The following is a 12,093-nucleotide window of genomic DNA, read 5'->3' on the forward strand; positions in this document are numbered from 1 at the left end:
TGGATCGATCTTCACGCGATCATCCGGTGAGGTCGGTCATGGTTGTGGGCGGTGGGACAGCGGTCAAAAAAAGTCAGGATTGCCAGCGCGCTGGCATTTGACGGGATCTGTCGGTGGCGCGCGACTTTGCGCCGACGCGACCGCAGCCGTGCATTTTCAAGGGTGACAGACCGGCCGCGATCCATCATGTCCTGAAGATCTGACCGGCCCCCAAATCCAGCGCTGCACTGCGCTTATCCGCTGAGAAACCGAAAAAATGTACAAATCCATCCTCGTGGCGATCGACCTGAATGACGCCACCTCTGCCAATCGTGTTGCAGATGTTGCCTTCCGCCTTGTGCAGGATCACGGCGCGTCGCTGCATATCGTCAACGTCGTCCCGGATTTTGGCATGTCCTTCGTCAACACCTTCTTCACCGAGGATCAGACGCGGAAGATCGTCGAGGACGAGAAGGTGCGTCTTGATGCCTGGGCCCGGCAGGAAGTGACCGACGGGCTCGCGTATGACCTCACCGTGGTCAAAGGCCATGTCTACGACAATATTCTGCGGACGGCCGACAGGATCGGCGCCGATCTGATCGTATTGGGGTCGCACAAGCCCGAACTGGAAGATTTCCTGCTCGGCCCGAATGCCGCCCGGGTCGTGCGTCACGCCAAACAGTCGGTCTTCGTCGTCCGCGATTGAACCGGGTGCCCTGCCGGCCGCTTTCAGCTTTCGGCGGGGTCTTCCTCGGGCCAACCGGGCAGATCGGACGCCGTCAGGTCGAGGAAATCCAGCGCTTCCTGGCTGGTCCAGAAAACGCCGATCTCGAGGTTGGGAAGCGCGTCGAAGAGCATCTGTGCCCGCCGCGACAACCCGTAGCCAAGCGCGGTTGGCGCGAAGTAGCTCCAGCGGGTCGGCTGCTCCAGTTCGGCGAGATGGCCCGCATGAGTCTTGCGTCGTTCCAGCAGCGTGCCAAACTCGACATCCGTCGAGACGATCCCGGAAACGTCGACGAGCAGCCGCGCGTCGGGGCGGAACGACGGCTCGGCACTCAGGGCCGCGAGGGTCTGCCTCTGGCCCATCGCCGTCACATGCCCCGTATGCCAGAGCAGGGTCAGATCGAGATCGTGACGGAAGAGATAACGACTGGGCATCGATTCACGGCTTTCGCCAGAGGTTAATCAAATTCACACAACCTTTGCACGAATCCTGCATAGAGGCGATAATACGCGTACAGCGGCAAACAAGTGAAAAATGGTTAATATTCGGTCTGTTCCGTCCGTTTCTTCACGACTGTTGCCTCAGTGAGGATGGCGCGGCGCCACGCGCTGGCCTTCGGCAAGGCCGGGCGCGGGATAGAGGATCACCGCCTCGCCGGGGGCCAATCCGGTATGAATCGCGGTCTCGATTCCATTGGACCGCTTGGGCTCGACCCTGCGCAGTTCGGCAAGCCCCTCTGCGCCAACTATAAAAGCAGAATACCCATCCCCGTTCCGATACAGTGCGCTGGCCGGCGCGATGACGGCATCCTCGGCTTCCCAGACGACGATCCGCACCTCGACACGGTAGCCATGGCCGAGGGCTGAGCGGGTTTCGGGCGGGTCGGTGAAGCGGATGCGGGCATTGACCCTCTGTTCTTCGACGCCGAGCGCGGAATACTTGGTGAAGCCCCAGGGATCGACCCGGATCACCTCACCATTGAGCGGCGGCGCGCCGCCCCATTTGTCGACAATGACCCGCGCGCCTTCGCGAACTTGTACCGCGTCGGTTGAAAGCAGCTCGACCACGATTTCGAGGTCATCCTCGATATTTCCGATCTCCATGATCGGGGTGCCGACGGGCAGGGTGGTCTCGCTTTTCTGCATCACCTGCAGGATACGCCCGGTGGCGGGCGCGAAGAGCGGGGTCGCGGTCTCGTGGGAAATCTGCAGCGCGGCGGAGAGGCCTTGATCGTCAAAACCGATAAGCTGGGCGCGGATCGTGTCGACCTCGGCTTCGCGCATGGAGATGGCGGCCTCGGCGGTGTCCAGCGTGGCCTGCGCGGCGCGGGCCTTGGACTGGGCGCGCTCCAGCGAGGCCTGGGAGAGGGTGCCGGTCCGAGTCAGGCGCTCGGCGCGGGCGAGGTCGGACTGGGTGAGGTCATTGTCGGCCATGGCCTTGTTGAGATCGGCCCGGGCGACGCGCAACGCAGCTTCGGCGGCGGTGACGGCGGCGCGCGCCTGCTCGCGGGTGCGGATATCAAGCGCGGAGGGGTTGAGCGGCAGCATATGGGCGACAACGGTTGTGCCGCGTTCGACCACGTCACCGGGCTCGACCTCGACGCGCAGAAGCCGGCCGGCGACCGGCGTCGAGACGACATAGGGCTCATGGACGCGGGTGCGCGCCTCCTCGTCGATCGTGACCATCAACGCGCCGCGCCGCACCTCGCCGAGATCGACGAGCACAGGTTGTGGCCGAAAGGCCCAGACCAGCGTCGCGCCGAGCCCGGCCAGCACCAGAAGCGTGATCATCCTGCGGGTTGTCTTGCGTTGTGCCATATCCCTCACTCCCGCGTCTTCAATGCCGAGACAAGCTCGATCCGGTCAAGGTCGCGCTTGACGATCCATCCCGAGAAGACGGCCGAGGCGAGCACGGCGAGCGTTGCGCTGGCCACAGATTGCGCGTCGAAAATCAGCGGGATGGTGTAGATTTCAGTGGAAAAGGCGCTTGCGATCAGCGCCGACATGCCATAGCCGCCCACCGCGCCGAGTGGCAGCGCCAGCAGCACGATCAGGCCCAGCTCGCCCAGAAGTACGAAAGCGGCCTCGCCGCGGGTAAAGCCGATGACGCGCAGGCTCGCGAGGTCGCGGGCGCGCTCGGCATAGGCGATGCGGGCGGCGTTATAGACGATGCCGAAGGTGACGATTCCGGCGATGGCCAGCATGACGAAGCGCATCGCGCCCATGCCTTCATCCATCACCTCCCGGATCGCCTCGCGCATGTCTTCCTTGAGCGCGATTCCGGCAAGCGCGGGCATACCGCGCACGGTCGTGAACACGCTGTCCTCGGCGCCCGGGGCGAGGCGGAGATAGGCCCCGGAGACGCGACCGGGCTCCTTTAGGGCGCGGTTCAGCACGTCGAGTCGCATATAAGCCGGGGCGCCGAGCAGGCTGTCGGCCACGGCGGTAACGGGGATGTCGAACACCGGGCGGCGGCCCTCGCGGATCTCGACGGTTATGAAGTCGCCGGGGCTGGCGTCGAGCTCCCGGGCCAGCGTGGAGGAGAGGACGATGCCGCCCTCGGGCAGCGGCAGCGGACGTTGCTTCGCGTCCATGGCGCGGGCAAGGCGGGGAGTGTCGCCGAGGCCCGTGATGGCGCCGCGATGGGTCTCCAGCGCATGGCGATACAGCACGGAGACGTTGCGGACCGGCTCCACGCTTTCGATACCGGGCAGGCGCGCAAGTTCGTAGAGCGCTTTCTCCGACATGGCATGCGTGAAGGTGACCTGCGCGTCGGAGCGGTCGAGCACGGTGAAGGCAAGATCGATGGTGCGGGCGAAGCCGCTTTGCAGGCCGATCATGCCAACCGAAAGCGCCATCCCCGTGGCGATGCCGATGGCAGCACCGAGCATGCGACCGGGCTGACGGTGGAGGCGACGCAGGACCATGCGGCCGGGCTGGTCGAGCAGGCGGCGGGCGAGGCGGCCGATCCCCCCCGAGGCCGAGTAATCGGCCGGGGCAGGCGGGCGCATGGCGACGGCCGGCGAGAGGCGGAAGACAGCGCGGAGCACACCCGCGCCGCCCGCCGTCGCCGCGCCGACCGAGATGGCGAAGCCGGTGACGAAGCTGCGCGGCTCCAGCGTGAAGACGAGGAAGGGGAACTTGTAATAGTCGGTATAGAGCCCGGCCATGGCACGGCCCGAGGCGATGCCGAGCAGGGCGCCAGCTCCGGCGCCGGCCAGCGCGATGGCGAGCATCAGCTTGAGATAGTGGATGGCGGTTTCCCCGTCCGTGTAGCCGAAGGCCTTCAGCAGCCCGATCTGTTCGCGCTCGGCCTGCACGATGCGGTGCATGGTGATCGCGAGCAGAAATGCGGAGACGCCGAGGAAGATCGGCGGCACGGCGACGGCGGTGGAGCGGGCGCCGTTGATTTCCTCGGTGAGGAAGAAATTGCTCTGTTGGTCGGCGAGCCCAAAGGCGCCGCGTCCGCCCAACGGGTCGAGGATACGGTCGGCGGCGGCGATCACGGCGGGCTCGCTGGCGTCGCGCTCAAGCCCCAACAGCGCCTCGTTGAACGCGCCATCCATGTCATAGGCGGCCGCGAGGCTGTCGCGGCTCATCCAGAGCACGGCGAAGCGGGCATCGTCGGGGACAATTTCGCCCGGCGCGGTGGTGTAGAGAAACTCCGGCGAACGCGCGAGCCCGGTGATGCGGAAGCCGCGCCGCGCGCCGTTCATCGTCGCCGAGAGCGTGTCCCCCGGCTTCAGCGCGCGCGCATCGGCGAAGGCCTTGAGCAGAAGGACTTCCTCGGTGCGGGCGGGGTCCGGCATGCGGCCCTCGGCGAGGTAGATATCGCCGAGCCGGGCGCGGCCATGGACGGGCAGGGAAACGGCCTGGGCGCGGATCGGCAGGATCTCCCCGTCGATCTCGACCAGCGCCATGCCGGTGACGCGCCCTTCGACAGCCGACACGCCGGGGATCTCGGCCAGACGCTCCAGCACACGCTCGGGCGCGCGCTCCACGGGGACGAAAACCTGCGGCAGGCGGTAGCGCTCGTAATAGGCGGTCTTGGTCTGTTCCAGCGTGTTGACGAGGCCGGACAACATCACCAGCGTCATCACCCCGAGCGCGATCACGGCGGCGATGGCGCCGGCCTGTCCCTTGATGCGCCAGAGATCGCGCAGGAGCTTGCGGTCGAGGGGGGAAAGCAGGGTCACCAGTCGATCTCCCGCGGGGCGAGGCGGGTCGCGTTGACCTCAACGGCGTGGATGGCGCCGTCGGAGAAACGCAGGACGCGATGCGCCATGGCAGCGGTATGGGCGGCATGGGTGACCATGAGTACGGTGGTGCCGAGCTCTTCGTTGATATCGGCGATGACCTGCAGGACGGCGCGGCCGGTGGTGCTGTCCAGCGCGCCGGTGGGCTCGTCGCAGAAGAGCACGTCCGGGCGCTTGGCGATGGCGCGGGCGATGGCGACGCGCTGTTGCTCGCCGCCCGAAAGCTGGGCTGGGAAATGGTGCCGCCTTGGCCCGAGCCCGACAAGGTCGAGCGCCTCGGAGGGAGACATCGGGGTCTTGGCGATCTCGGTGACCAGTTCGACATTCTCTTCCGCCGTCAGCGCGGGCATGAGGTTGTAGAACTGGAAGACGAAGCCGACATGGTCGCGCCGATAGCGGGTCAGGGCGCGGTCGGAATGGGTGGTCAGGTCATGATCTCGGAAATGGGCGCTGCCGGAGGTAGCGCGATCAAGCCCGCCGAGGATGTTGAGCAGGGTGGACTTCCCCGAGCCGGACGCGCCGAGCAGCACGACCAGTTCGCCCTCAGGCAGGCTCAGATCGACCCCGCGCAGGGCGTGGACTGCAGCCTCGCCCTCGCCATATGTCTTGGTAAGCCCCTCGGTGTGAAAGGCGATCCGAGGGGAGGTGTCGGTCTTTCCGGGCATGGCCGAACCTCCTCATCAAGAGCTATGGTCTTGGGCCCGGGCTGGCAAGTGCGGCAGGGTCGCGGTGGTGTTGATGAGACGTTTAACAGGGGCGTGGTCGGCCCCCCTGCGTGCGGTGCGTATCATGGCACGGAATCCGGGCTGAAGATCGCCGGACCCGCATACTGGGCCGGCGTTTGTCGCCCCTGGCCAAACGCTCGGGTCTTCTTCCGATTTGGCACGCAAGACGAAAGCCGTTCAGAGGTTGCGGCGTGACGAGGGCCCTAGGCGCCTTTCAGGCGAAGCTCTGCTGCGCGGGCATGGCCCTCCATCCCTTCCATCCGGCTGATCCGCGCTGTCCGTTCGGCCAGTTCGCGCGAGGCGGCGGCGTTGCACCGCTGCCAGGTCACCGTCTTGGTGAACTTATGCACCGAGAGCCCGCCGGTATAGCGCGCGGCGCCGCCGGTCGGCAGCACGTGGTTCGGTCCGGAAGTCTTGTCGCCGAACGGGACCGTCGTTTCCTTGCCGAGAAAGAGCGAGCCATAGGCGGAGAGACTGTCGAGCCACCAGTCGAGATCCTCGGCCTGCACCTGGAGGTGCTCGGGCGCATAGCGGTCGGAGACGGCCACCGCCTCCTCGCGCGTGTCGCAGAGGATGATCTCGGCCCGCTCGGCCCAGGCGACACGCGCAGCGCTGGCATTGGGCTCGGGCAGGTTGGCGATCAGCGCATCGGCGCGGGCCATGACACCCTCCGCAAGGGCGCGGTCGGTGGAGACGAGCCAGACGGGGCTGTCGGCGCCATGCTCGGCCTGGCTGACGAGATCCCAGGTCACGGTCTCCACCGAGGCAGAGTGATCGGCGATGACCAGCGAATCCGTCGGTCCGGCGAACATGTCGATGCCCACGGGGCCGAAGAGCATGCGCTTGGCCTCGGCGACATAGGCATTGCCGGGGCCGACGAGGATATCGGCCGGCCGGGCGCCGAAAAGCCCCTGGGCCATGGCCGCGATCCCCTGCACCCCGCCGAGATTGAGGATCAGGTTCGCTCCGCTCAGATCCATCGCGTAGATGATCGCGTCCGGGATGCCGCCCGGGCGGGGCGGGGAGACGGCGGCGATATGCGGCACGCCCGCGACCTTCGCGGTGGTGATAGTCATCAGCGCGCTGGCGATATGGCTGTAGCGCCCGCCCGGCACGTAGCAGCCCGCACTGGAGACGGGGATCTGCTTCTGACCGGCGATCAACCCCGGGATCACCTCGACTTCGCACTCCTGGATCGTCGCCATCTGCGCCTCGGCGAAGCGTCGGATATTGTCGTGGGCGAAGCGGATATCCGCCTTCAGCGCCTCCGGAACCCGGTCGCAGGCCGCGCGGCGTTCAGAGTCGGAGAGAACGATCTCGCCCGTCCAGCCGTCCAACTTCTCCGCGTAGCCGCGCACGCCCGCCTCGCCATCGCGTTCGATATTGGCCAGCATGATGCGGACAATGTCGCGGATGTCGTTATTCTCTGCCGCCGGGCGTCGCGCGGCCTGTTTCAAGTAGGTGACGGTCACTGGCACATCTCTTTCGCTGTCCTGTCGTTCCGGGGCGAATCCGTTCGGAGCCAATAGGCACCGCCTTCGGCCCGGATCAACTTCGCATCAGGTCAAAACCCTGGTCATAAGGCGAGGCGGGGATGACCTCGGCTGCAACCCGCGCGCCGTAAAGCTCCAGCTCCATTGTGCTGCCGGGTGCCGACAGGGCGGGGTCGACAAAGGCATAGGCGAGGTTCAGCCCCGTCCGGTGGCCCCAATCTGCCGAGGTGATCGTGCCGACCACAGTCTCGCCCTGCAGAAGCGACGCGCCGCCATGCGCCGGAGCGTGGGTGGCGTCGATCTTCAGCGTCACGAATTTCTTGCGCGGTCCCTCGGCCATCCGTGCGAGAAGGGCCTCCTTGCCGATGAAATCCGCAGCCTTGCCGGGTTTCACGAAACGGTCGAGGCCGGTTTCGAACGGGTCGAACTCTGTGAGCAGGTCGGCTTTCCAGTGCAGAAACCCTTTCTCCATCCGCATGGAGTCCACGGCGCGGGCGCCGAAGAGCTTCAGCCCATGCGCCTCGCCCGCCGCCCGCAGCGCGAGATAAACTGCGTAGAGCGAGGCGTTGGGGACGTGGATTTCGTAGGCCAGTTCGCCCGAGAAGCTCACGCCCAGCACCGTGGCCGGCGAGAAGCCGATGTAGCATTCCCGGACAGAGAGCCAGGGGAAGGCCTGTTTCGACCAGTCGCCACGCGAACAGGCCGAGAGAACGTCGCGCGCTTTCGGCCCGGCCAGCACGAGGATCGTCTGGTCATTGGTGAGCGAGCGGATCTGGACGTCCTCATCGGCGTTCAGATGCTGCGTGAGCCAGTCCATGTCATGCAGCTCGGCCGCCGCCGCCGAGCCATACCAGGCCCGCGCAGGGCCGCGGTCGCTTGCGGGCAGGTTTGCCACGGTCGCCTCGCCCTTGACCATGCCCTGCTGGTTGAGCAGGTAGCCCAGCCCGACGCGGCCGTCCTTCTTGGTCACCGCGCCGCAGAACATGCGGTCGAGGAAGGCGTGGCGATCCGCGCCGGTGATTTCGAAGCGATTGAAGCCGTTGACCTCGCAGAGGCCGACAGCTTCCTGCACGGCCTTAATCTCCGCCGCGATCAGCTTGAACGCCTCGTCGAAATTGAAGCTGAGGCTGGGGTGAAAATCGGGGGAGGGTTTAATGTAGTCCATCCGTTCCCAGCCATTCACCACCGTGAACTCCGCGCCCTCAGCGGCGAGGACCGGCGTCAGCGGCGTGGTCTTGGCGGGCCGTGCGGCCGGGCGGTGCTCATGTGGGAAGTGGAAGCGGAACTCGTTCTGGTAATCCTCGATGGCCTTGAGCGCGGTCAGCTCTTCGTTGGTATGGCCGGCGAAGCGGCGCGGATCGATGCACCAGGTGTCATAGCAGGCCTCGCCATGCACGATCATCTGCGCCAGAAGCCAGCCATGCCCGCCGCCCTCGCCGAGACCGGCCCGCAGGCCGATGGCGCAGAAGGCGTTGCGCTTGCCCGGGATCGGGCCGATCAGCGGCGCGCCGTCGATCGTATAGGTGATGGGACCGTTGACGATGGAATGGATGCCCACTTCCATCAGCGCCGGCATCCGCTCGAAGGCGCCTTCGAGCACGTCGGTGATGCGGTCGAGATCGTCCGGGCAGAGCGCGTTGACGAAATTCGGGTCGATCCCGTCCAGCCCCCAGGTCTTGCAGCCCTGCTCGTAGAAACCGACCAGCAGCCCGTTCTTCTCCTGCCGGCTGTAATAGTCGCTGATCGGGCAGCGCAGCAGCGGCATCCGGTGGCCGGCCTCGGCGATGGCGGGGATGTCCTCGGTGAGGAAATACTGGTGCTCCATCGAGGCGACGGGGTGATGCACGCCCATCATCTTGCCGACCTCGTTGACCCGGTAGCCGCCGCAATTGACCACGATATCGCAGTCGATATCGCCATGCTCGGTATGGACGGTCCAGGTGTCGTCCTTGTGCTGGGTGAGATCGGTCACCGGCGTGTTGCGATAGACCTCAGCGCCGGCCTTGCGGGCGCGCCGCGCCAGCGCCTGGCAGAGCTGGGCGGGGTCGATATCGCCGTCCAGCGGGTCCCAAAGCCCGCCGAGCAGGTTCTCGGTCGAGATCAACGGATGGCGGCGAGCGCATTCCTCGGCATCGATCACCTCGAAATCCACCCCCATCCCTTTCGCCACCGAAACGAAGTGGTGATAGCCCTGCATCTGCGCGTCGGTGTTGGCCAGCCGGATGCCGCCATCGGCATAGTGGTAGTTGATCGGATAATCAGGATCGTCCGCCAACTCTTTGTAAAGATTGATGGAGTGCGTCTTCAGTCCGACCATGGTCTGGTTCTGGCCGAAATTCGTCACCTGCGCCGCCGAGTGCCAGGTCGTGCCGCTGGTCAGCTCGTTGCGCTCGACGAGCACGACATCGCTCCAGCCTTCCTGGGTGAGATGATAGAGGACCGAGCATCCTGCGATGCCACCGCCAATGACCACGACCTTGGTGCGAGATTTCATTCTGGTCTCTCCGATTTTCTTGAGAAAGTGGTGGAAGCGATCCGGGCTGGCCGCAAGGGTGAGAGATTTGTTTCGATATTTTCGAATATTATATGTGACGGCTTGAATGGTTTTGCCCATTCCGAATGCAGCGTTGAAATCCGACCGGCCAGCCGCGTGGACCGCACCGTTATTCCAATCCTGTACCCCGCGAACGCAAAGGCGTGATTGAGCGGGCTTGACGGTGGACAAGCGGTTTGCCCATCGCCAAGGCTGGCGGTTCGCGTTTCAGAGCAAGGGGGCGGACATGCGGCTGTTTCTTCTGACAGCACTGACGATGGTGGCCTTCGCGGCGAATTCGCTGCTGAATCGGCTCGCCCTCTCGGATGGGCTGATCGGTCCAGGGGGCTTTGCCACCCTGCGGGTTGCCTCCGGCGCTTGCGTCCTCGTTCTGCTCCTTGCCTTGCGCGACAGGTCCCTGCCAAGCCCGCCCCGCCCGAACCCGGCGGCGATTGGCGGGCTCAGCCTCTACATGCTCGGCTTTTCCTATGCCTATGTCTCGATGGATGCGGGGCTTGGGGCGCTCGTCCTGTTCGGCACCGTCCAGATCACCATGTTCTTTGGCGCCTTGCTGGAAGGGGATCATCCGCCGCTGCGCCGCTGGATCGGCATGGGGCTGGCCTTTTCCGGTCTGATGGTCGTCTCCCTGCCGACCGCGCCCGTCTCGGTCGCTCCGCTGGCGCTGTTGCTGATGACCGGCGCTGGGCTGGGCTGGGGGATCTATTCCCTTGTCGGCCGCAAGGTGTCGGACCCGCTGCGGGCGACGGGTTGGAACTTCGCCTACAGCCTGCCGCTGGTTGCCGCGATCCTGCTGTTCTGGCCCGATGAGGCGGCGCCACACGCGGGTGGGGTCGCGCTGGCGCTTCTCTCCGGCGGGCTCACGTCCGCGCTCGGCTATGCGCTCTGGTACGCGTTGCTTCCGGCGCTCGGCGCGACGCGCGGCGCGCTGGCCCAGCTCTCCGCACCTGCCATCGCGCTCCTCCTCGGGGCACTGTTTCTCGGCGAACAGATCACATCCGCGGCCACGCTCTCGGCCGGAATGATCCTCGGCGGTATTGCGATAGGCGTGTTCCCGGGGCGGTCGCGGCGCGACTAGAGCCTGTCTTGTGCCCCGTCCCGGCGGTCACTCGATCAACGCGAAGCTGTTTTCGAGCCAGGGCGCTTTCTCACAGAGCGGCTGAATGGCGTGTTCGGTGATCCGCCGGCGCAGCTGGGCATCGACCAGCTCGACAATCGCGTTCGAACAGTCGGGCGTCGACAGAATAGACAAGGTGCGCGCGAAGCTCTTGCCGGGGAAGGGATGCATGCGAAGCTGTCCGTGGAAACGTCGGGAACGGGCGAAGAGCAGCGGCGTGGTGATGGTCCAGCCGGCGCGGGCGGCGGCCATGGCCATCAGCGTCTGATGATTGCTGCACTCAAAACGATGCGGCAGGGCGATGTTCATTCGCCGGAGCTGGGCCTCGATGCGCCGGGAGATCATCAGGTTGGAGGCGAAGCGCAGGAAGGGCAGGGCGGTGCGCCCGGCGACGACCTCCTCGATTGGCAGTTTCTCGTTGACGGTCAGCACCACCACGAAGGGATCGCGCAGCAGCAAGCGATCCTCGAGATCGCGTGGTTTCTCGCCGGGGCTGGCCGTGATGCCGAGATCGAGCTGCCGGTTGCGCAGCATTTCATGGATCGCTGCGCTGGTGCCGTTCTGGAACAGGAAATCGCAGCGCGGCATGTGTTCGGAGAGAAAGACGGCCAGCTCCGGGACGATGTCGCTGTCGAAATCCTCGATCGCGCCGATGCGCAGATAGCTTGCCTCGGAAAGATTCCCTGCCGTGGCCTCGGCTTCCGCCTTTCGGATGTCCAGCAGCGCGCTCTCGATATTTCGCAGGAAGACCTGACCTTTCGGCGTCAGGACCATGGGGCGGCGGCTGTGATTGAACAGCTCGACTCCGAGATGCTCCTCAAGTGAGCGCAGGTGGTGCGAAACTGTGCTGACAGTCAGGCCCGTCTCCTCGGCCGCCCCTTGGAGGGAACCCTTCCTTGCGCAAATATAGAACAAGTTCAACCATTTGAGGCTGAGTTCTCGAGGCTTGGAGTGGCGCGGCATTGGGCAGGACCGAGTTGGGTGGAAGAAGGTATTCCTGTTCTTTTTGAGTATTAGTTCTAAAATTTCGAAATAGATAGATCGGAGTCTCGGTTGCTTGCCGAGCGTGAATACTTCAATCTCCATGTCCTGCCCGGGACGCAAAACGGAGTGGCGAAACGGGTAGGCAAGGCGTAGAATCGCCGCAAAACCAGATGCAGGCAATGACCTGCCCAACTCCACGAACAGGGAGACCACGATGAAAACTTCACTCAAGGCGATGCTCGCGGGCAGCGTGATGGCGCTTTCG

9 protein-coding genes are annotated in these 12,093 nt (G+C 65.2%); 2 read left to right on the top strand and 7 right to left on the bottom strand.

Translation table 11 applies throughout. The features are described from left to right. The first annotated feature begins 256 nt into the window (after nt 1-256). Nucleotides 257-685 carry a universal stress protein gene (locus R3X27_RS12780; RefSeq protein WP_317709248.1) on the top strand — a complete coding sequence of 143 codons (429 nt, stop codon included), beginning with the start codon at nt 257-259 and terminating at the stop codon, nt 683-685. Between the two features lie 23 nt (nt 686-708). Here the strand turns inward: R3X27_RS12780 and R3X27_RS12785 are convergent, their stop codons facing one another. From R3X27_RS12785 to R3X27_RS12810, 6 genes are all read right to left on the bottom strand, one after another. Continuing rightward, entirely contained in the window at nt 709-1,137 is a 429-nt protein-coding gene (locus R3X27_RS12785; RefSeq protein WP_317709249.1) for a hypothetical protein, read from the bottom strand. A 147-nt stretch (nt 1,138-1,284) separates the two neighbouring features. Next, complete coding sequence (locus R3X27_RS12790) at nt 1,285-2,520, bottom strand: efflux RND transporter periplasmic adaptor subunit (protein WP_317709250.1); 1,236 nt, start codon at nt 2,518-2,520, stop codon at nt 1,285-1,287. 5 nt (nt 2,521-2,525) lie between these two features. Next, nucleotides 2,526-4,898, bottom strand: a complete 2,373-nt coding sequence (locus tag R3X27_RS12795) for an FtsX-like permease family protein (RefSeq protein WP_317709251.1) — start codon at nt 4,896-4,898, stop codon at nt 2,526-2,528. Next, nucleotides 4,895-5,623 carry an ABC transporter ATP-binding protein gene (locus R3X27_RS12800; protein WP_317709252.1) on the bottom strand — a complete coding sequence of 243 codons (729 nt, stop codon included), beginning with the start codon at nt 5,621-5,623 and terminating at the stop codon, nt 4,895-4,897. The genes R3X27_RS12795 and R3X27_RS12800 overlap by 4 nt, the downstream gene beginning before the upstream one ends. Before the next feature lie 263 nt (nt 5,624-5,886). Then, nucleotides 5,887-7,155 carry a histidinol dehydrogenase gene (gene hisD / locus R3X27_RS12805; RefSeq protein WP_317709253.1) on the bottom strand — a complete coding sequence of 423 codons (1,269 nt, stop codon included), beginning with the start codon at nt 7,153-7,155 and terminating at the stop codon, nt 5,887-5,889. A 76-nt stretch (nt 7,156-7,231) separates the two neighbouring features. Continuing rightward, the gene (locus R3X27_RS12810) at nt 7,232-9,670 is read right to left on the bottom strand and encodes an FAD-dependent oxidoreductase (protein ID WP_317709254.1); all 2,439 of its coding nucleotides are present in this window, start codon (nt 9,668-9,670) and stop codon (nt 7,232-7,234) included. Nucleotides 9,671-9,956: 286 nt separating this feature from the next. Here R3X27_RS12810 and R3X27_RS12815 point away from each other — a divergent pair, with 286 nt between their 5' ends. Then, nucleotides 9,957-10,805, top strand: coding sequence for a DMT family transporter (locus R3X27_RS12815; protein ID WP_317709255.1), 849 nt, complete (start codon nt 9,957-9,959; stop codon nt 10,803-10,805). Between the two features lie 27 nt (nt 10,806-10,832). On the opposite strand, the gene R3X27_RS12820 is transcribed toward R3X27_RS12815, so the two are convergent. Beyond that, a partial coding sequence (locus R3X27_RS12820; RefSeq protein ID WP_317709256.1) for a LysR family transcriptional regulator occupies nt 10,833-12,093 on the bottom strand: 1,261 nt, incomplete at its 5' end.

Origin of the sequence: Tropicimonas sp. TH_r6 (assembly GCF_033101155.1) — a bacterium.
In the GTDB taxonomy this organism is placed as follows: domain Bacteria; phylum Pseudomonadota; class Alphaproteobacteria; order Rhodobacterales; family Rhodobacteraceae; genus Tropicimonas.